This window comes from Alcanivorax sp. S6407 (assembly GCF_023016115.1).
Lineage (GTDB): Bacteria > Pseudomonadota > Gammaproteobacteria > Pseudomonadales > Alcanivoracaceae > Alcanivorax.
Window position 1 is genome coordinate 100,954 of record NZ_JALKBH010000001.1, and the last position, 20,294, is coordinate 121,247.

Here is a 20,294-nt window from a genome sequence, read left to right on the forward strand (position 1 = left end):
ATGACTGTCGTGTGGAGCGCAGACCACAATGGTGTGCGCTATGAAGTCCACCGCAAGGGGAAGAAGCTGGAGCTGTACGCCAACGGAGTGCAGCATTCCGAATTTCACCCCAAGCGTCTGCTCACCGGCAGTGTCTGGGATTTGTTGTGGTTGCCGGCGCTACTGCATGCTCCACAACGTTACCGGCGGGTACTGGTGCTGGGGCTGGGCGGCGGCTCACTGATTCCACCCATCCGCACCCTGCTGAATCCCGAAACCCTGATTGCCGTGGAGCTGGATGCGCCTCACCTGGAGGTGGCCAGGGATGTCTTCGGGGTGGCTGCCATGGGAGTGGAGACCCATCTTGCCGATGCCTGCCAATGGATTTCGGAGTATCAGGGCCCGCCGTTCGATCTGATCATCGAAGACCTGTTTGCCCCCAATAACGAGCAGGTGACCCGAGCCGTGCCCGCTGCCCTGGAATGGCAACGCCTTCTGTCGGCGAACCTGTCAGAAGAGGGCGTGCTGGTGATGAATTTCGGAGACTGGGCTGAATATCGGGACAGTGCCTTGTCCGGAGAAGAGGCGATGGCGGGGTTTGCCAGTCGTTTTCGTCTTTCCTGCAGCGATTGCCACAACGCGATCATCGCCTTCAGTCGTACTCCGACACGCAGCGTCAGGCTACGCCGGCAACTGGCAGAGATACCGGAACTGAACACCCGCGATGCCCGCGGTCGCCTCGACTATCACATCCGCCAGCTGGATTAAGGTAGAACAGTAGCGAGTTTTGAGTCACGAGTTGCGAAAAGCGTAAACCCTGTTCTGCTCTTCGAAACTCGAAACTCGAAACTCGAAACTCGGTACTGGTTTCTTACTCCAGCATGGACAGCGAGTAGAGGCTGCCGCTTTCCTTGTCATTGATCAGCTGGGCGGTACGGGGCTGGTCATCGTGCAGGCCGATAAACAGTACACGGTAGGTCAGGACTGCCTGTACGTAGTCGCGGGTTTCCCGGAAGGGAATCGACTCCACCCACACGTCGGCCGGTACCCCCTTATCCTCTTCTTCTGCCAGCCAGTTATCGATCCTGTGTGGTCCGGCATTGTAGGCTGCCAGTGCCAGCAGGCGGTTACCGTTGAACTGTTCCAGTAATTCCGCAAGGTAACGGGTGCCGAGACCGATGTTCACGTTCTGGTCGAACAGCATGGCCTGGGTGGGCCGCTGCTGATCGGCGGCGCGCGCCACATTGCGGGCGGTAGCGGGCATCAGCTGCATCAGGCCACTGGCTCCCACCCCGGACCGGGCGCGTGGGTTGAAGGCGCTCTCTCGACGTGAGACGGCCATGGCCAGCCAGGGATCCAGTTCATTTTCCAGCCCTTCCTTCTCGAACTGGGAGCGGTATGCGGGCGGAAAGCGCCACGCCAGGGTATTCCAGGACTTGGACTGAATCGACGCCTCTACCGCCAGACTGTACCACTGCTGTTTCAGCGCATAGTCGGCCAGGGCCCGTTGTTGATCCTCATCACTGTGCCAGAGCAACCACAACCATTCACGGTGTGCAGCACTGTCTTCTTCCATTTCCTGCAGCAGTTTCACCCGTGCCACAGCCGCGGGGGCTTCAAACGCTGCCGGTGCGGAATAGGGCTCGTCAGAAAAGCGATAGGGTTCGCCAAGGCGGTCGGCGGCCAGGAAGGCAAAGAAGTTTCTTCCCTGGGCGGCTTGCTGAAGCAGCTCCCTGGCGGTGTCTTCTTTACCGGTGGCTTCCAGTGCGCGTGCCTGCCAATACTGCCAGCGAGAATCGGATTGTTCCTGCTCCGGCAGCTTGGCAATCCAGTGAGCGGCCGCTTGCCAGTTTTGTTCAATCACAGCCCGGCGGGCGCGCTGGCTCAATAGTTCCAGATCGCTGTGGCTCTCCAGCCAGCTGTCCAGCCATTCGCGATTTTCCTCGATACCGCGGATGGTGGAATACCAGGCAAGACGGCGACCAAGAGACTGCCGGGCTTCTTCCTTGGTGATTGTCGTCTCGTGTTCTTCAAACCATTTTCTGGCAGCAATGGTGTCAGTGTAGATCCAGCGGTACAGGCCTGCTTCACGCAGGGCTTCCTGATGTTCCTCACTCAGCTGCCGGGGCAGATCATCCAGTTCCTCGGGGGAGCGGTAGACTTTTTTCAGCCAGTTGCCTGCGGTCTCGAACTTGCTGCCTTCCAGGGAGCGGTTGAGATAACGCATCAAACTGTAGTTGCCGGCTTCAAAGGCAAGTCGCTGACGTTCCCAGATAGCTTCGGCGTCAATGATACCGGCCTCACGGGCTGCCTCGAATAGCGGGTCGCAGGCAGTGGGCCGTGAGCTACCGTGGGCCCACAGGCGGGCGGCTTCCTGCAGGGCGGAGTCATCCCCGTTGGCCAGTTTTGCCTGATAGAAATAGCACTGCAGCGCGACAGCACCGGGTGGCTTTTCGCTCACTTCAAGCAGGGCATCCCAGCGTTTTGCCTGGCCGTAGGCAACAATGGCGATATCACGAATATCACCGGGCAGGGGGGAGTCACTGTAGCGCTCCGCATAAGCCTGTACTTTTTCGGGGGATAGTTCCGGCAGACCGGCTCGCACGCGATGGAATTCCAGATAGGCTTCCAGCGGGTGATTGTCATCCAGCTCGGCTTCCAGCCGGGTTAACGTTTCCCAGTCATCATTGCGGGCGGCATCCAGTGCCTGATGGAAAGTGCTATTGCTGTTCCCGGCGACACTCTGGGCCGTCATCAAACTACAGGCAATCAGTACTGCGGCGCGAACCATCTGAGCCTCCATGTCAGTTACCACTAATGAATCATTATCTCTCTGATTCTACCGGCAGGAGCCGTTTGGGCGAGTGTGGATTATGTAAAACTTTCCGGAATGTGACGGGAATGGGACAGCCAGCCGACGGATGGCACTGACGAGCCCCTGACTGCGTTATACTTGCGCACCATTGAGTTACCCTTCGGTCTTTATTGCACGGGAAAGCATGGAAAATACTACGCAATTATTACTGCGCCAAAGCGATGCCATGAGCGGCCGCGAAGTGCTGGTGGTGGACGCCAATGACGGGGCGCTCACGTCCCTGGATGTGGATGCCCGGATGCATATTCATGCAGATGACTTCACCATTGGCGCGCAGCAGTGGGCGCCGCTGCCTTCCATTCCCGAGGCGGTGGATCTGCTGATCCTGCCGTTACCGAAGTCCGGCGATCGACTGCGTTTTCTGCTTAACGGGCTGGCAGGACAGATTGTGCAACCCATGGAAATCTGGCTGGTGGGGCCCGCCAAGGGCGGTATCAAGGGGGCTCTCAAGCACTTTGATTCTCATGTGGACCATAGTGAACTGGTGGACAGCGCACGCCATTGCAAACTCTATCGGGGCATGTTGCAGCCGGGGGCTGCCCAGCAACTGAAGGCCTGGGGTGAGGTGATAAGCGTTGATGAGCTTGAGGCGGTGAGTTACCCGGGAGTATTCAGCCATGGTCGGCTGGATGAAGGATCCCGGTTGTTACTCGACGCCATGGCCGAGCACAATCTGCCGAGACCCGGCAAGGTGGTCGATGTGGGTTGCGGCGCCGGAGTGTTGAGTATCCTGTTGGCGCGACAGGGCTGGCAGGTACAAGCCATGGATGTGAGTGCGACGGCGGTGGCAGCCTGCAAGGCCAGCCTGGAACGTAATGGTCTTCAGGGTCAGGTCTGTGGCGGTGATCTGTTCTCGCCGGTGTCAGGTCGGGTAAACATGGTTGTCACCAATCCGCCGTTTCATGATCGCCGTCTGCGCACCACCGACATTACCCGTCGCCTGATTGAGGAGGCGCCGTCGCATCTGAAAGAGGGCGGTGAGATGTGGCTGGTGGCCAACCGCGAGCTGCCTTACGCGCAGTGGCTGGACGATGCCTTTTCCCATGTGCAGGTGGCGGCGGAAACCAATCGCTTCCGGGTCTATCGGGCGGTAGTGTAGCGACGCAAGGAAGCTGGTGACGGTTGCTTGTTGATAGCGTCAGAAGTCCGCTACCGGACGTCTGACGCCATCGTCGCTACAACAGGTTCTCCCGGGCCATCCAGGTAATGCAATTCTCGATCATGGTGGCCAGCGGGATCTGGTCGTTGAAGCCGAGTTTCTCCACCGCCTTGCTGCTGTCGGCATGCACCCGGTGGGTAATCAGCGCCACCTTCTCCGGTGTCAGGCGTGGCTCATTGCCGGTAAACAGGCTGCCGATCGGTGAGATCTGCCCGGCAAGACGCAGTACGAAGGGGGGCACTGTCTTTGTCGGTACCTTGCGACCAAGCTGCCTGGCGATGGTTTGCACCAGTTCCAGAAAGCTGGCTTCGATACCGGCGAGTATGTAGCGCTCGCCGCAGACGCCTTTCTCGAAGGCGCTGATATGGGCACGGGCCACTTCCTCCACAGCACAGAAATTCCCTCCACCGGGGGGTACCCCCGGTAACTTGCCATCGTTGATCAGCTTGATCATCTGGGACCAGTTATGGGTATCGCCGGCACCGATGATGCCGCAGGGATTGAGAATTACCGCATCCAGTCCCTGGCGGATACCGTTCTCCACTTCCTGCTCGGCCAGGTACTTGGTGCGGTTATAGCTGATCCAGTCGTTGGCGGCGTTGGAGGGGGTGAGTTCGTTGATCGGCTCATCCTGAATGCCCCAGGCGGAAATGGAGGAGGTATGGATAAAGCGCCCGGCCACATTCTTCTGTGCGGCACTGATCATGGCGCGGGTGCCGAGCACATTGTCCTTGTATTGCTGGGCGTTGCCGCGGCGCCACATGCTGGTATTGCCGGCCACATGGAACACTGCATCCGGGGCCGGAGGCATCACCAGTGCCAGCTCGGTGGCGTTGTCCAGTGGTGCCTGTACCACCGTGACATCTTTGGCCTGCAGGGCCGTTGCATCACTGCGCGGGCGGATCACGGCGGTCACATCCCAGCCCCTGTCCAGCAGCTGATCCACGATATGGCCACCCAGAAAACCCCGGGCTCCACTGACAAATGCCACCGGCATGGCGATCTCCTTATTGAATCGGTCACGGCAGTGTACCCTGAAGCGCCGGCAGGTAAATAAAGAACCGGATGAGGAGGCTGCGGGGCTGGCCAAGGTGCAGGGTTTTGTCTATATTGCCGTTTCCTGACGCGGGTGTAGTTCAATGGTAGAACGGCAGCTTCCCAAGCTGCATACGAGAGTTCGATTCTCTTCACCCGCTCCAGACACCAACAAGGCCGCCGCAGGGCGGCCTTGTGCGTTCTGCGGCTATCGCAAGAACTGTGGCAAAGTCCGTTGCATCTTTTCCCCAACCCCCGGACACTTCCTCCATGGAATTGATCATCAAATTGTCCGAACAATGTCTCGAATTACGGGGTTCCCGGACGGAGCGCTTCGCTATCTCTTCGGCCCGCAACGGTGCAGGGGAGGCCATGGGCTCGGAAGCGACTCCCCGGGGGCGCCATGTGGTGCGTGCCCGTTTTGGCGCTGGCCTGCCGGAGGGTGCCGTGCTGAGCGGACGCAAGTTCTCTGGTGAGGTGTATTCTACCGCGCTTGCCGAACAGCACCCTGAGCGAGACTGGGTGCTGACCCGTATCCTGTGGCTGGGGGGGCTGGAATCGGGCCGTAACCAGGGCGGTAACGTGGATAGTTTTCGCCGCTTTATCTATATTCACGGCACACCGGACAGTGAACCCATGGGCAGCCCGGCTTCCCATGGCTGTATCCGCATGCGCAATGCTGATCTCATCCGTCTTTTCGACCAGGTGCCGGTGGGCACACTGGTAACCATCATCGAATAACTGTCTTCTCAGGGTAGTCATGTCTGACACAATTTCCCCGCTGCTGATGCTGGACCTGGAAGGGCTCACCGTCACGGATTCCGAAAAGGATCTGCTGCGCCATCCCGGCGCCGGAGGTCTGATCCTGTTTGCCCGTAATTATGAAAGCCGCGAGCAGCTCACTGAGCTGGTTCGCCAGGTGCGGGCGGTGCGTCCGGAATTGCTGATCGCGGTGGATCAGGAGGGCGGGCGCGTGCAGCGCTTTCGCGAACAGTTCGTGCGCCTGCCGCCCATGGCGGCACTGGGGCGTCGTTATGATGAAGACCCGGAGGCCGGGGTGCGTGAGTCGCGCCTGCTGGGTGAGTTGATGGCATCGGAGCTGACCGAGCTGGATATCGATATCAGTTTCGCCCCGGTACTGGATCTGGATTACGGCAACAGCACGGTGATTGGTGACCGCAGTTTCCACGGTGATGCGGATGCCATGATTGCCCTGGCCGGTAGCTTTATTGATGGCATGCATGCCGCCGGCATGGCGGCCACCGGCAAGCACTTCCCGGGCCATGGCCATGTGGTGGCAGATTCTCATCTGGAACTGCCGGTGGACCCGCGCCCGCTGGCCGACATCGAAGCGGCGGACATGCGCCCCTTCGTGGCACTGGCATCGCGGCTGGATGGCATCATGCCGGCTCATGTGATCTACAGTGCGGTTGAGAACCAGACCGCTGGTTTTTCCCGTTACTGGTTGCAGGATCAGCTTCGCCAGAAGCTGGGTTTCCGTGGCGTGATCTTTTCCGATGACATGTCCATGGCAGGGGCGCAGTGTGCTGGCGGCTATCCGGAGCGGGCCGAAGCGGCCCTGACGGCGGGTTGCGATATGGTACTGGCATGCAATAACCGGGATGGGGCAGAACAGATGCTGGCCTGGCTGGAAGGTCAGCGTTTCAGTGGACAGGTAGCGGCGGGAGGTCTGCGTGCGCGGCCCCGCTGTGCCATGGATGCGGGTCGTCGGCGTGAGGCCGAGACCCTGGCAAAAACCTTGATTGAGGATTACGCATGAATTGGGACTGGAGCCAGCTGCTGGCCTGGCCAACACAGGAAACCCCTTCGGATATCTGGTGGACCCAGCTGTTCTTGTTGGTGGTGTGCACGGTTGCCGTTAACTTCACCATGATGCGGTTGATCGATGTAGCAGAGAGGCTGATCACCAAGACGGATACCCTGTGGGACGATGCGCTGCTTGAGGCGGCCAGAATTCCGCTGCGCCTGGTGTTCTGGGTGGTCGGCCTGTCGATTTGCGTTGAGCTACTGCAGGCCGTCAGTGAAGAGCAGAACCTGGTCTTTGACCTGGTGCCCCAGGCGCGCCGTATTGGCTTCATTGTGATCATCGCCATGTTCCTCAACAGGTTCATCTCCTACACGGAAAAGAACCTGATTGATCCGTCACGTATGCGCAAGCCCATGGATCATTCCACTGCGGCGGCCATTGCCAAGCTGCTGCGGGTCTCGGTGATTATCACTGCATTGCTGATCATTCTACAGACCCTGGGCTACAGCATCTCCGGTGTGTTGGCCTTTGGTGGTATCGGCGGCATGGCGGTGGCGTTCGCGGCCAAGGATCTGCTGGCGAACTTTTTTGGCGGCATGATGGTGTATCTGGACAAGCCGTTCCGGGTAGGGGACTGGGTACGCTCACCGGACCGCTCCATTGAGGGCACAGTGGAAAACATTGGTTGGCGCCTGACTCGCATCCGCACCTTCGACCAGCGCCCGCTGTATATTCCCAATGCCATGTTTACCTCCATCGTGCTGGAGAACCCGTCGCGGATGTTCAATCGCCGTATCAATGAAAAGATCGGCATTCGCTACGATGACTGGCAAAAGATGCCGGCTATTGTGGGGGCGGTGAAAGCCATGCTGGTGGCTCATGAAGAACTGGAAACCGAAGGAAAGACCCTGATCGTCAACTTCGACAGTTACGGAGCCTCTCACCTGGAATTCTTTATCTATACCTTCACCAAAACCACCGACTGGGTGCGTTACCATGAGATCAAGCAGGATGTTCTCATGAAGATCATGAAGATTGTGGATGAGCACGGCGCCGAGTTTGCCTTCCCCACCCGTACCCTGCATCTGGTCAGTAACAATAACGATCATCCCTCAACCGGTCTTGAGGATGACAACGTAGAGGAACCGCAACATGTCCATCGCTGATGATGTGCAAAAGGAATTGATGCAGGTCCGCCGTGAGGCCATTGAACTGCATTCTTCCGATCAGGTTCAGGAAGCTATCGCCAAGCTGGCCTTCGCGGTGACTGAACAATACAGCGGCAAGGTGCCGGTGTTTGTGACCATCATGAATGGCGGCATGATCTTTGCGGCGGAGCTGGTCAAACGGCTGGATTTCCCTCTTGAGATGGATTACCTGCATGCCAGCCGCTACCTGGGTGAAACCACCGGTGGCGACGTGGAGTGGCTGGTGACGCCCAACGCCAGTCTGGCTGGCCGTCATGTGCTGATCGTGGATGACATTCTCGATGTGGGCACCACTCTGCTGTCCATTATCCGCGCCTGTGAAGCCCAGGGGGCAGCGTCGGTGAAGACTTGTGTGCTGGTGGACAAGCAGCATGACCGCAAGGCGGAGCCCGGCCTGAAAGCTGACTTCACCGCGCTGGAAGCGGCGGATTATTTCCTGTTCGGCATGGGCATGGATTACAAGGGCTTCTGGCGTAATGCGCCGGGCATCTATGCCGTGAGAGAAGACGCGGTAAAAGAGGATAACCAATAGCATGCTGGCGTTTATTGGCGGTACCGGCCTGACCCGGATGGACAACCTGGAGATCCTCCAGCGCCACGACATCACCACCCGGTTCGGCAAGCCGTCCGCGCCGGTGCTGGAGGGTGAGCTGGACGGTCAACGGGTACTGTTTCTGGCCCGTCATGGTGATCCCCACGTGATGCTGCCTCATCAGGTCAACTACCGTGCCAATATGGTGGCCCTGAAAGAAGCGGGGGCCACGGCTGTTGTGGCTGCTAATGCAGTGGGCGGCATTACCGATGATGCGCCTACTGGCGCACTGGTGCTGCCGGATCAGATCATTGATTACACCTGGGGTCGCGAGATGACCCTGTTCGATGACCCCGCCGAGCCGCTGGTGCATGTGGATTTCAGTTGGCCTTTCGATACCGCCTTGCGCAGCGCTCTCAAGGATCAGCTGGCCGGCACCGAACTGAACTGGACCGACGGTGGTTGCTATGCGGCTACCCAGGGGCCGCGGCTGGAAACGGCGGCAGAGATTCAGCGTCTTGAACGGGATGGCTGTGACATTGTTGGTATGACCGGTATGCCGGAAGCGGTGCTGGCCCGTGAGCTGGAGCTGCCCTATGCCATGTTGTCGCTGGTGGTGAACCCGGCGGCAGGCAAGTCCACCCACGAAATCACCATGGCGGAAATCGAAGCGGTGATTCACGACGGCATGGCCAGTGTGTGCCAGCTGTTGGCGGATTTTGCCCGCCGTTATTCTGCCTGACGCTGACAGGGCCGCCGCGCTTGCGGTGGCCATTAGACGGAGTCTGCTGCCTTGACCTTGCTGATCATTTTTGCTGCTGTTTCCATTGGTTTTTCTTTTCTTTGTTCTGTGCTGGAAGCGGCCTTGTTGTCCATCACGCCAAGCTTTATTGCCGGACTGCGTGATACCCGTCCGGCATTGTATAAAGCTCTGCGCGCCTACAAGGATGATATCGACAAGCCGTTGTCGGCGATTTTGACCCTGAATACCGTGGCGCATACGGTGGGGGCCACCGGTGTTGGTGCGCAGGTGGCAGTGGTGTTTGGTGAAGCCTGGCTGGCGGCAGCCTCGATTGTGATGACGCTGGTTATCCTGATCCTGTCCGAGATCATTCCCAAGACCATCGGTGCAAAATACTGGCGTTCTCTGGCTCCCATGCTGCCGCCGGTGCTGAAGGTGATCATGGTGTCGCTGGCCCCTTTTGTGTGGCTGTCCAAGCTGATTACCAGCCGGATTGGCGGCAATGAGCACGACGTGGATGTGCGTGGCGAGATTGCCGCTCTGGCGGATATGGGCAAGGACCAGCAGGCGCTGGAAGACGATGAGCACAAGGTGATTCAGAACATCCTGCGTCTGCATGACGTCAAGGTGGGCGCCATCATGACGCCACGCACGGTGTGTCGTACGGTGCGCCCGGAGATGACCGTGGCGGACTTTCTGGAACAGGAAAAAGGCCAGCCGTTTTCCCGTTTTCCGGTCATGAATGACAAGGGGGAATGCAGCGGCTATATCCACAAGTCTGACTTGCTGGGCGTGTCTGCAGAGCAGACCATGAAGGCACTGGCGCTGGAAGTGTCCATGATCAGCACCCGCCTGAGCATCGAAGACCTTTTCCACGCCATGCTTAACCAGCGCCAGCATATGGCGGTGGTCTACGACGAGCACGGAACCTGGGTGGGCCTGATCACCCTGGAAGATATTCTGGAAACCATTCTGGGCCGCGAAATCATGGATGAAACCGACAACGTGGCCGATTTACGACTCTATGCTCGCCAGCGCTGGAGCCGAAAACTCAAAAAGCACGCGGAACCTGACCAGGATTCCTGAACGCGTTTGCTGATAACAAGGAGGCAAATCATGGCACAGATTTACAAGGACAATAGCGAGACCATTGGCAACACGCCGCTGGTGAAAATCAACCGCATCAGCCAGGGCAACATTCTCGCCAAGCTGGAGTCCCGTAACCCGGCGGGCAGCGTGAAGTGCCGTATCGGTGCATCGATGATCTGGGATGCGGAGCAGAGCGGCAAGCTCAAGCCCGGCATGACCCTGGTGGAGCCCACCAGTGGCAACACCGGTATTGCGCTGGCCTATGTGGCGGCGGCCCGTGGCTATGATCTGGTCCTGACCATGCCTGACTCCATGAGCCTGGAGCGTCGCAAGATCCTCAAGGCGCTGGGCGCCAAGCTGGTGCTGACCCCGGGTGCCAAGGGCATGCCCGGTGCCATTGCCAAAGCCGCAGAGCTGGTGGAAGAAAATCCGTCCACTCACCTGATGCTGCAGCAGTTCGAAAACCCGGCCAACCCGGCCATTCATGAGAAAACCACCGGCCCGGAAATCTGGGATGCCACCGATGGCGAAATTGACGTGCTGGTAGCCGGTGTCGGTACCGGCGGTACCATCACCGGGGTGTCCCGTTACATCAAGAATGCCAAGGGCAAGGCGATTACCACCGTGGCGGTAGAACCGGATTCCTCCACCATGATCACCGCGGGTCTGAGTGGTGATGAACCTACCCATGGTCCGCACAAGATCCAGGGCATCGGTGCGGGCTTTGTGCCGAAGAACCTGGACCTGTCCGTGGTGGATCGTGCCGAGCAGGTGAGCAATGAAGAGGCCATGGCCTGGGCCCACAAGCTGATGCAAGAAGAGGGCATCCTTGCCGGCATCTCCTGTGGCGCAGCCATGTGCGTGGCAGACCGTATCAGCCAGCAGACCGAGTTCGCCGGCAAAACCATCGTTGTGGTACTGCCGGATTCCGGCGAACGCTACCTGAGTTCACCACTGTTCGCGGACATGTTCAGCGAGCAGGAGTTGAGTCAGTAAGTAACGCAGCACGCTTCACGCAACATGCAACACGCGGGGAGGGCCTTGCCGGTAGGTAAGGCCCTCCTTGCGTAGGGGGCGTGCTTTTTGTAGGAGAGCCAACTTGTTGGCCGAATTCCGGAGTTTCGAGTAACGAGAAGCGAGTTTCGAAAAGCAAAACCTGACGATTCCTGAGGGTTGGTTTTCGCGACTCGAAACTCGTCCCTCGCTTCTGACTCTCCATTCGGCCAACAAGTTGGCTCTCCTGCGGCGTGGCTTCTGTCCTTTGTTGCCAGCTTGCAGCGGTCTTTTTTGGTATCCTTGCTCCCCAATCAGGAGGGGCCATGGCTGCCACCACAGAGACAGACATTGTTGTGATCGGCGCGGGTGCGGCCGGGCTGATGTGTGCGGCCACGGCGGCGTATCAGGGGCATCGGGTTCTGGTGCTGGACCACGCCAACAAGGCGGGCAAGAAGATCCTCATGTCCGGCGGTGGCCGTTGTAATTTCACCAACCTGAATACCACTCCGCAACATTTCGTTTCTGCCAACCCCCATTTCTGTAAGTCCGCCCTCAAGCGCTATACCCCCTGGCACTTTGTCGAGCTGGTGGAACGTCATGGCATCGAGCATGTAGAAAAGGCGCCGGGGCAGCTGTTCTGCGCAGACTCTTCCAAGGAGATCCTTGGCGTCTTGCTCACCGAGTGCGAATGGGCTGGCGCTGAGATTGCCCTGAATACCTCGATCAAGCGAGTCAGCAAAACCGGCAACGGTTTCGGCCTGGCCACCAGTGCAGGAACGATCACCTGCCAGAAACTGGTGGTGGCCTGTGGCGGGCTTTCCATCCCTACCATGGGCGCTACCGGTTTCGGCTATCAACTGGCCGAGCAGTTCGGCCTGACGGTGCTGCCCACCCGTGCCGGGCTGGTGCCCTTTACCCTGCAGCCGGACGACAAGGCCTGGCTGGCAGAGCTTTCCGGCATTAGTGCCGAGGTGGTGGCCAGTACTGCCAATGCCCGTTTTGCCGAGCCCATGCTGATTACCCACCGCGGCCTGTCCGGCCCGGCCATGCTGCAGGTGTCCAGCTTCTGGACGCCGGGGCAGGCGGTAACCGTGGACTGGTTGCCCCAGGTGTCAGACCCGGTAGCCGAACTGGCTGCCGAGCGTCAGCAACACCCGAACCGCAGTCTGGAGCGCTGGTTGCGTCAGTATTTTTCCCAGCGCCTGGCGGCGGCGCTCACTGAGCAGTTCGGCTGGCAGGGCAACCTTCAACAATTCAGTAACGATCGTCTGGCGTCGGTAGCGGCGATTCTCAAAGGCTGGTCCTTCAAGCCTTCCGGTACCGAGGGCTACCGCACCGCTGAAGTGACGCTCGGTGGTGTGGATACCGATGCCATTTCCTCAAAGAACTTTGAAGTGAAATCGGTACCGGGCCTGCACTTCATCGGTGAGGTGCTGGATGTGACCGGCCAACTGGGTGGCTTCAACTTCCAGTGGGCCTGGGCCAGCGGCTGGTGTACCGGAATGGCGCTGTAACCGTCGGGGAGCAGGTCATGGAAGACGTCATCATTACAGAAGATGGACTGTGTCGCTGTGCCTGGAGTCAGGCGGCACCGGATTATCCGCGCTATCACGATGAAGAGTGGGGCTTCCCAGTGGGCGATGATATTCGTCTATTCGAGAAGGTGTGCCTGGAAGGGTTTCAGGCGGGACTGAGCTGGCGCACCATTCTGGAAAAACGCGAGGCCTTTCGTGATGCCTTTGCCGGCTTCGACTTCAATGTGTTGGCGGGATTTGGCGATCGCCAGATTGATGTCCTGATGGAGAACTCAGCCATCGTCCGCAACCGCCGCAAGATTGCCTCGGTCATCAATAATGCCCGGCGGGCTCGGGAGATGGTGGCAGAGGCGGGCTCGCTGGGGGCTTTCTTCTGGGCCTATGAGCCTGATGCAGCCTGCCTGCCCGCGCCACAGTCCATCACCACCTCTCCAGAGTCTGTAGCACTCTCAAAGGCATTGAAAAAACGCGGCTGGAGCTTTGTTGGCCCGACCACCTGCTATGCCTTTATGCAGGCCATGGGGTTGATCAATGATCATCATCATGAGTGTGTTATTCGGAACAGGGTAGAGCAGGCGCGGTCGCAGTTCGTGCGACCGGCTTGAGGAGGGAGGTCTTATACCGGAAATGCCATGAAGCGCTTGCCGATCAGGAACAGGGCCTGGATCTCTGTGGGTTCGATCAGGCACTGGACGGCATCACAGGCCAGCTGGATATAGGGGTAGCGATGGCCCCAGGCGCTGGGTCTCACAAAATGGAGGCGTTGCTCGCCGCTGTGCTGGTTGAACGCCAGAAAGCCATCGTGATCCTCACTGTAGAGGACATAGCCCTGGAACACCGCATTGGCGGGAAGTCCAAGTTCTTCCACAAAGTCAGAGAACCAGTTGGGGTTGGATTCCACGTTCATACCACTCCTCGGCCGTTTTTTTCCTGTGGCCACTTCTTGATGTTATGGGCCTACCTTAAGCGATAAGTTGCATTGAACGGATAGCGTTTATTACGCGCTTTTGTGAGTGTTTGTGAGCCTTGTTCGGGTTTCGTATCCGTACGATAGTGCTGACTCTAATGCTGTACATATGGACAGCATTTGGGTAACCTGATTTCCCATCAATGAGTCAGGTGTGTCATGGCTGCATTACCGTTGTTTACCGAAGCCGTGCGGGCCGGATTTCCTTCTCCGGCCCAGGGCTACATGGAAGAACCGCTGGATCTGAACAAGCTGTGCATTCGACAGGAAGCGGCCACCTTTCTGTTGCGGGTGGAGGGGGATTCCATGATCGAGGCTGGCATTTACGCTGGTGATATTCTGGTGGTGGATCGCTCTCTGCAAGCCGTGCATGGCGATATCGTGGTGGCTGCCGTGGGCGGGGAATTCACCGTCAAGGAATTATCCCTGAAGCCTTCTCCCCGGTTATTGCCCCGTAATCCTGACTATGCGCCCATTGTGCTGGAAGAGGGCGGTTGGGAGCTGTTTGGGGTGGTGACCTTCGCGCTGCATACCCTGCGCGGTACCGCGGGAGCCTGAGATGTTCGCGCTGGTGGACTGCAACAGTTTCTACGCGTCCTGTGAGCGGGTGTTCCGTCCGGATCTGTGCGGGCGGCCGGTGGTGGTGCTGTCCAACAACGATGGTTGTGTGGTGGCAGGTTCGGCAGAGGCCAAGGCGCTGGGTATCCGTACCGGGGTGCCGCTGTTTCAGGTCCGCGAGCTGGTGCGCAAGCATGGCGTGGCCGTGTTCTCTTCCAATTACACCCTGTACGGGGATCTTTCCCGCCGTGTCATGAGCACGCTGCAAACGCTGGTGCCGACGGTGGAGGTGTATTCCATTGATGAGGCTTTTCTGGATCTGTCCATGGTGCCGGAAGACGGCCTGCTGGCGTTGGGAGAACAGTTGCGTGAGCGGGTGGGGCGCTGGGTGGGAGTGCCGGTCTGTGTGGGTATCGCACCCACCAAGACGCTGGCCAAGCTGGCCAACCATCGCGCCAAACGGCTCGGCACCGGGGTGGAGGTCTGGGCCACTGCCGATGACTGGCAAGGCCCTCTGCAGGAGACACCACTGGATGACATCTGGGGCGTCGGGCGGCGGCTGTCGGCCCGGCTGTCGGCCATGGGGCTGGGTAATGCCGCGGAGCTTGCCGCGCTGGATCCGGGCTGGGTGCGGCAGCACTTTTCCGTGGTGCAGGCGCGAATGGTCCGGGAACTGAATGGCGAGCCGTGCCTGAGTCTGGAGCTGCAACCTCCACCGCGCCAACAGATTATCTACTCCCGTTCCTTTGGCCAGGCGGTGGTGTCCCTGCCGCCGCTGCGCCAGGCGGTCAACGATTATACCGCCCGGGCGGCCGAGAAGATGCGTGCAGAGGGCATGCTGGCCGGGCGTATCAGCGTGTGGCTGCGCACCGCGCCCATGGGCAAGCCGCAGCAGCTGTGGCCGGATTCCTTCACCACCGGCTTACCCCAGGCCAGTGCCGACACCCGCGAGCTGGCACGGCTGGCGTTGCAGCTGCTGGAGAGGTTGTGGAAGCCGGGGCTGCGCTACGGCAAGGTTGCAGTGATGCTCACGGAACTATGCCCGGCTGGGCAGGCCCAGGGGGGGTTATTCGAGGCGCAACAGACACAAAAGGGAGAGGCCTTGATGGCGGTGATGGACGGCATCAACCGCAGCGGCAAAGGCCGTGTCTGGCTGGCGGGCAGGGGCATGAAAAGCGGCGAAGCCTGCATCTGGAGCATGCGCCGGGCGTATCTGTCACCGGCCTATACCACGCGGCTGGGGGATTTGCCGAGGGTGTCCTGAAATGCAGCTGCGAGCTATGAGCTATCAGCTGTGAGGAAAGGCGGAAAGCAGGGGCAGGCTACAACCTCAAGCTACAAGGAAAGACAAAGCCGGGGGTGGTTTGTTTCTGGTGTGTTGTGGGAGCTTGCCTGCAAGCGATAAGGCATCTCCAACCGCACCATCGTCTGCAGGCAGACTCCCACAAAGGGGGCAACCGGATCAGCAGTGCTTCCACCGTGATGGGGAAAGCAGCGGCAAGCCTCAAGCTACAAGCTACAAGCTACAAGGAAAGGCAAAAGCGGGGATGGAGTGGTTCTGGTTTATTGTGGGAGCTTGCCTGCAAGCGATAGGGCATCTCCGCCGCACCATCGTCTGCAGGCAGACTCCCACAGTGCGGTTCTCCGGGCTTTGCGTGCCGCGTGAAGCATGTTGCAGCCGCGGAGCGGCCCCAGGCGGAGATTGGCTTTCGCCAATTTCCGCCCTACGGGGTGGTGCCTGAACCTCTGGCGTCAGGCATCAGGCGTCCGGCATCGGGCGTTAAACCACCGACATGGGCACCTGATCGAGCATGCGTTCCTCGATGCGGTCCAGGCGGGCGCGGCAGTCGCGGAAGGTGCGGCTGATCATGGTGGTGTTGGCCACCATTTCAATCTTGGGCCAGGTGGCCTGCTCGCCCTTGCGGATGTAGTTGCGCACGTCCTGCAGGGTGGGGTTGCTGAGTACCCGCAGGGCATTCATGGGCTGGCGCGGCGGGATCATGTTGATGTCGCCAATGTACTTCTGGGTGACCATGCTCTTGGCCTTGTCGATCATCAGGCCCACATCGTTGGACTCTACCCGCTTCTGTACCAGCGTCAGGGCGTAACGAATGTTCATGGAGGCGTTGCGCAGAGCCCAGTCGCCCATGACGCTAAGGGAGCTGGCGGTGTCTCTTCGCGACAGGAAGGGCACCACGTGGGGATTGGTCTGGCTGACGATGGAGTGGTTCACACCATACAGACGGGACAGCCGGCGAATCGGCAGGTCGTCGACGATAGAACCATCTACGAATTTGCGGCCGGGGATATAGGGCACCCGTTCGCCGTCAATGTTCTTGGCCCACAGGGAGACCGGCGGGTAGATGCCGGGAATCGCGCAGGAGGCCAGTGACGCTTTGCGGATCAGCACGTTGGGTGAGGTGCGCCAGTTGAGCAGGCGGGCGTGCTGGTTGCGGTCGTAGGGGCTGACGGTGATGTTGATTTCCCGCCCGGTATGCCGGTACGCCTCTTCGAAGGTCATGTCGAAGATGTTTTCTTCCAGACAGGCTTCCAGGTGATCACCGTCGAGTACCGGAGTGCCACGGATCAGGCCTTTCCAGCCCAGTACCTTGAAGGCTTCCAGATAGATGTTTTCCGGTTCCAGCTTGACCTTGAGCTCTTCATCGTTGTGGGTGCCGACCACGCCGGCAATGATGCTGCCAGCGCTGGAGCCGGAGATCACCGAAGGCAGCAGGTCCTGCTCCCACAGACAGCGGGCGACGCCGATATGGAACAGGCCAAGGGCTGCGCCGCCGGAGAGCATCAGGCAGCTCTGGCCAAAGGCCTGACCGGTGGTCTCGAAGAAATCCAGTTTTTCCTTTAGCCCGAACTCCTTGAAGTTGGTGTCGCACAGGTAGTTCAGGGCAGTGGTGACTTCGGTGAGGTAGTTTTCAATCAGGTGCTTGGTGCCGACCCGGCTGTGCTGATACAGGTGCGGGTTGGAGATATTGCCCAGATTGCCATGCAGGCCTTCATGCAGGTGGAAGACCAGCTTGTTCACGTCACCGCGTTCACGGGCCTGGCGGATCTGCCACAGGCGGTTGCGGATCAGTTCGTAATCGTAATGGGGGGAGCGATCGATTTCCTTCCACTCATCGGCGCCGGACAGGCGGTCGTGTTCCTGGCTGGCTTCATACCACTCGCCGTAAGTCTGGGCGTGGTCAATGGCGCGTTCCAGTTGCTTGAGCGTGCCTTTCATGACGTGTCTCCGTCAGATTCATTATTGTCATTGGTTGATGTCAGTATAGCCATATGAGCCATGAATAAAGAAGCAATTGTCAGACAAAAGGTAAAGAGTTCCTGCTGACAGTAACAGGATATATCGGCATGACGGACAGAGGGGGCGAAGGAAAAGGAAGGTTCATCGAGGATGTAACAGGGGGAGGGGGTAGCGGCTTTAAGCCACTACCCCGGTTGACGCTATACGGCGAGGTTGGATTCCACTTCCTGGCAGGCACGGCGGGCCAGAGCCAGGTTGGATTTGGATTTATCCAGTACCAGGTAGATGAACAGGCCTTCATGGGCGGCCACGGGGCGAATGATATGGTACTGGGTACCCAGGGTGATCAGGATATCCTCGATGGCGTCGTTCAGCCCGAGGGATTTCATGGTCTTCATCTTGGCGCGAACTACTTCGGTGTTACCCGCAGCAGCCAATTCCAGATCCAGACCGGTGCCTTCCTGGCCAAGGACCATGCCGCTGTTGGCATCGACGATAGCCGTGCACATGGCGCCATCGGGCTGCAACAGAGCGGAAAGACTTTCTTTTACACTAGCCATGGTGTTCTCCTTGCTTTTACTTCCTTGAGGGTGTGATTGTTATGCTTGCTTGCATTATTTCTTGCTGAGTTGCTCGGCCAGGCTGCGACAGCACTCTTTCGAGGCCCACAACAGCTGTCCGAGGACGGATGCGTCATTGGCGATAACCGCCAGTGACATGGGCGGCGAAACGCCACGTACTTCCATGACGGTGACCACACCGGATTCCGATTCCACAATCATGCGGCTGCATTCCTTGAGGCTGGCCTCCTTGGCAATGGCCTGGCCGATGGCTGCCAGGGAGCTGCCCATGGCGGCCAGCTTGCTGGCACTTTCATCATTCAGGTGCAGCGAAGCCACCTGAAAGCCGTCATTGGTGAGCAGAACCGCGGAAGTCACGCCCTTGGTTTCCTGCCCGAATTTTTCCAGCTGTTTGGTGGCAATGCTGGTGCCTACCTTTCCCAGTGGGGATTGTGCTGTCATGCTTCCATGCTCCTGCAATCATCGGCTTCAATCTGGCAAAGCAGGGCGTCCACCAGCAGCAGTACATCGTCCTGCTGGCGCACATCTGCATCAAAAATGGGAAGGGCAATACCGCGCTCTTCCAGACGCATGGCGAGGGTTTCCAGGCGGCCCAGATCTTCGGCGGGCAGCCGGCCTACACCGATCACCATGGGCACCTTGCCGGCCCCGAAGGCATCCACGTAGTGCTCCAGATGCTCCAGTAATTCGGGGTGCTCCCCATTGAGCAGCACGATCACGCCGGCGGCGTTGTTGAGAAGGATCGGCCACATGAAGCGGAAACGCTCCTGGCCAGGGGTGCCATACAGACGGACGCAGCTGTTGTCCGGCAGCACAATCTGACCGTAATCCAGGGCGGCGGTGGTCAGCTCCTTGTTGCACTGTGCCAGGTCGGTGTTGACCACATCGGTTGAGACCGCTTCGTGATCACTGATGGCGGTGATGGCGGTGGTCTTGCCGGCTCCCATGGGGCCGGTAAAGAGAATCTTGAATTCGTTGCTGGCGACGGCATTCATGGTTAGCTACTCAGTCCAAGGCGGTGTCGCAGACCCTGAATGAACGAAACGCGACGGCGTGGTTCATCAGGCGTGGCTGTGCGGGTGACCGGTGCGGCAGCTCCGGCTTCGCAGACCAGCAGGTTGCTCATGGCGCAGGCGGACAGGAAACGGTCCACCTGTTGCTGGGCGCAACCGGCATGGGCTGCCAGTTGTTCCCGGCGGCAAGGTTGCTTGGTCATCAATGCACTCATGGACAGATAGGCGCGATCACTCTTTGCCGAGCGCACATTGGGCCAGCGTTTGAGCCGGAAGCTGCCATCCTTGGGCAGCCAGCTGGGCAGGCTGCTTGCCAGCTGGGCGGTCATCCAGGCCAGTTCTGCAATCGGGCGGCGAATGTAGGCACTGAGGTCGGTCTCGTTGGCGGGCTTGAGTGCCGACAATGACGCCGTCTTGTGGCGCACCTCGTTGTATAGCGGTTCCTGAATGAAGTAGGCACCGGCAGAAGGAGACACATACAGGGTGCCCTGAGGGCTCTCTGACTGGTACAGGGCCTGCTTGTCCTGGCTGGTTACCGCCTGGTACAGAGATTCGCTGAAATCGGTTTGCCCGCTGGTTGCCGTTGCAGCCCGGGACGCGGGCTGCGGGGCCGGGGTGTTGGCCTTGGTGTCGACGGTGCTGCTGCTTTCGGTGAGCGTCCGGGAAACGTCTTCCAGTACGGAGATCAGCTGCATCACACGGAACGGGTGAGAAAGCGTATAGGGGGCGGCGGGTTTGCTTTCGTTATTGTGGTAAATGACGATGCAGGGCTTGTTGCCGTCCTGCCACTGACGATTGCCGTCATCATTGGCCAGCATCAGCACATCCGCCTCTTCCGGCGCTGCCTGCATCCATTCGACGCTGGAGCGACCGTTCATGATCTTGAGCATGGACAGGCAGGCGCTGGTGGTATCTGCCTCAAGTCCAATAAAGGCTAGCGTTCTGTTTTCCATTGCCGCTCTCCGTGCGGTCTGCGCTTCCGGGGTGGAATACGCGTT

At 59.2% G+C, this 20,294-nt stretch carries 21 protein-coding genes and 1 tRNA gene; 14 read left to right on the top strand and 8 right to left on the bottom strand.

The features are described 5' to 3' along the window. Complete coding sequence (locus MWU49_RS00415) at positions 1–747, top strand: hypothetical protein (protein WP_246966828.1); 747 nt, start codon at positions 1–3, stop codon at positions 745–747. Positions 748–850: 103 nt separating this feature from the next. On the opposite strand, the gene MWU49_RS00420 is transcribed toward MWU49_RS00415, so the two are convergent. Next, positions 851–2,770, bottom strand: coding sequence for a transglycosylase SLT domain-containing protein (locus tag MWU49_RS00420; RefSeq protein WP_246966830.1), 1,920 nt, complete (start codon positions 2,768–2,770; stop codon positions 851–853). Between the two features lie 208 nt (positions 2,771–2,978). Between MWU49_RS00420 and MWU49_RS00425 the strand changes: the two genes are divergently transcribed. Beyond that, positions 2,979–3,953, top strand: coding sequence for a class I SAM-dependent methyltransferase (locus MWU49_RS00425; RefSeq protein ID WP_246966832.1), 975 nt, complete (start codon positions 2,979–2,981; stop codon positions 3,951–3,953). Between the two features lie 76 nt (positions 3,954–4,029). Here the strand turns inward: MWU49_RS00425 and MWU49_RS00430 are convergent, their stop codons facing one another. Further along, positions 4,030–5,010 carry an NAD-dependent epimerase/dehydratase family protein gene (locus MWU49_RS00430; protein ID WP_246966833.1) on the bottom strand — a complete coding sequence of 327 codons (981 nt, stop codon included), beginning with the start codon at positions 5,008–5,010 and terminating at the stop codon, positions 4,030–4,032. 128 nt (positions 5,011–5,138) lie between these two features. On the opposite strand from MWU49_RS00430, the gene MWU49_RS00435 reads away from it, so the two are divergent. The 10 genes from MWU49_RS00435 to MWU49_RS00480 all read left to right on the top strand — a co-directional run bounded on the left by MWU49_RS00435 (position 5,139) and on the right by MWU49_RS00480 (position 13,523). Then, a tRNA-Gly gene (locus MWU49_RS00435) sits at positions 5,139–5,212 on the top strand. A gap of 106 nt (positions 5,213–5,318) precedes the next feature. Next, positions 5,319–5,789, top strand: a complete 471-nt coding sequence (locus tag MWU49_RS00440) for a L,D-transpeptidase (protein WP_246966834.1) — start codon at positions 5,319–5,321, stop codon at positions 5,787–5,789. Between the two features lie 19 nt (positions 5,790–5,808). Next, on the top strand, positions 5,809–6,828 hold the full coding sequence (gene nagZ, locus MWU49_RS00445) for a beta-N-acetylhexosaminidase (RefSeq protein ID WP_246966836.1): 1,020 nt from the start codon (positions 5,809–5,811) through the stop codon (positions 6,826–6,828). Next, positions 6,825–7,982 (top strand): mechanosensitive ion channel family protein, encoded by a 1,158-nt coding sequence (locus MWU49_RS00450; RefSeq protein ID WP_246966838.1) that lies wholly within the window; start codon positions 6,825–6,827, stop codon positions 7,980–7,982. The genes nagZ and MWU49_RS00450 overlap by 4 nt, the downstream gene beginning before the upstream one ends. Continuing rightward, positions 7,969–8,556, top strand: a complete 588-nt coding sequence (locus MWU49_RS00455; protein ID WP_246966840.1) for a hypoxanthine-guanine phosphoribosyltransferase — start codon at positions 7,969–7,971, stop codon at positions 8,554–8,556. The genes MWU49_RS00450 and MWU49_RS00455 overlap by 14 nt, the downstream gene beginning before the upstream one ends. A 1-nt stretch (position 8,557) precedes the next feature. Continuing rightward, on the top strand, positions 8,558–9,298 hold the full coding sequence (locus MWU49_RS00460) for an S-methyl-5'-thioinosine phosphorylase (protein WP_246966842.1): 741 nt from the start codon (positions 8,558–8,560) through the stop codon (positions 9,296–9,298). A 51-nt stretch (positions 9,299–9,349) separates the two neighbouring features. Further along, the gene (locus MWU49_RS00465) at positions 9,350–10,384 is read left to right on the top strand and encodes a CNNM domain-containing protein (protein ID WP_246966844.1); all 1,035 of its coding nucleotides are present in this window, start codon (positions 9,350–9,352) and stop codon (positions 10,382–10,384) included. 30 nt (positions 10,385–10,414) lie between these two features. After that, complete coding sequence (cysK, locus tag MWU49_RS00470; RefSeq protein ID WP_246966846.1) at positions 10,415–11,383, top strand: cysteine synthase A; 969 nt, start codon at positions 10,415–10,417, stop codon at positions 11,381–11,383. Positions 11,384–11,706: 323 nt separating this feature from the next. Further along, positions 11,707–12,897: an NAD(P)/FAD-dependent oxidoreductase gene (locus MWU49_RS00475; protein WP_246966847.1), complete on the top strand. Its 1,191-nt coding sequence runs from the start codon at positions 11,707–11,709 to the stop codon at positions 12,895–12,897. Positions 12,898–12,914: 17 nt separating this feature from the next. Then, positions 12,915–13,523, top strand: a complete 609-nt coding sequence (locus MWU49_RS00480) for a DNA-3-methyladenine glycosylase I (RefSeq protein ID WP_246966848.1) — start codon at positions 12,915–12,917, stop codon at positions 13,521–13,523. A gap of 11 nt (positions 13,524–13,534) precedes the next feature. Here MWU49_RS00480 and MWU49_RS00485 read toward each other — a convergent pair whose 3' ends face one another. Next, a complete protein-coding gene (locus MWU49_RS00485; protein WP_246966849.1) occupies positions 13,535–13,825 on the bottom strand; it encodes a hypothetical protein in 291 nt (96 codons plus the stop codon). Between the two features lie 219 nt (positions 13,826–14,044). Here MWU49_RS00485 and umuD point away from each other — a divergent pair, with 219 nt between their 5' ends. Beyond that, positions 14,045–14,443 (top strand): translesion error-prone DNA polymerase V autoproteolytic subunit, encoded by a 399-nt coding sequence (gene umuD, locus MWU49_RS00490; protein ID WP_246966850.1) that lies wholly within the window; start codon positions 14,045–14,047, stop codon positions 14,441–14,443. Position 14,444: 1 nt separating this feature from the next. Then, positions 14,445–15,707: a Y-family DNA polymerase gene (locus MWU49_RS00495; protein ID WP_246966851.1), complete on the top strand. Its 1,263-nt coding sequence runs from the start codon at positions 14,445–14,447 to the stop codon at positions 15,705–15,707. Positions 15,708–16,223: 516 nt separating this feature from the next. Here MWU49_RS00495 and MWU49_RS00500 read toward each other — a convergent pair. The 5 genes from MWU49_RS00500 to MWU49_RS00520 all read right to left on the bottom strand — a co-directional run bounded on the left by MWU49_RS00500 (position 16,224) and on the right by MWU49_RS00520 (position 20,249). Further along, complete coding sequence (locus MWU49_RS00500; RefSeq protein ID WP_246966852.1) at positions 16,224–17,681, bottom strand: DUF3336 domain-containing protein; 1,458 nt, start codon at positions 17,679–17,681, stop codon at positions 16,224–16,226. A 221-nt stretch (positions 17,682–17,902) separates the two neighbouring features. Then, entirely contained in the window at positions 17,903–18,262 is a 360-nt protein-coding gene (locus MWU49_RS00505; protein WP_246966854.1) for a hypothetical protein, read from the bottom strand. A 54-nt stretch (positions 18,263–18,316) separates the two neighbouring features. Further along, positions 18,317–18,724 carry a roadblock/LC7 domain-containing protein gene (locus tag MWU49_RS00510; RefSeq protein WP_246966856.1) on the bottom strand — a complete coding sequence of 136 codons (408 nt, stop codon included), beginning with the start codon at positions 18,722–18,724 and terminating at the stop codon, positions 18,317–18,319. Then, entirely contained in the window at positions 18,721–19,278 is a 558-nt protein-coding gene (locus MWU49_RS00515; RefSeq protein WP_246966858.1) for an ATP-binding protein, read from the bottom strand. The genes MWU49_RS00510 and MWU49_RS00515 overlap by 4 nt, the downstream gene beginning before the upstream one ends. Positions 19,279–19,280: 2 nt before the next feature. Next, on the bottom strand, positions 19,281–20,249 hold the full coding sequence (locus MWU49_RS00520; RefSeq protein WP_246966860.1) for a hypothetical protein: 969 nt from the start codon (positions 20,247–20,249) through the stop codon (positions 19,281–19,283). Positions 20,250–20,294: the final 45 nt, after the last annotated feature.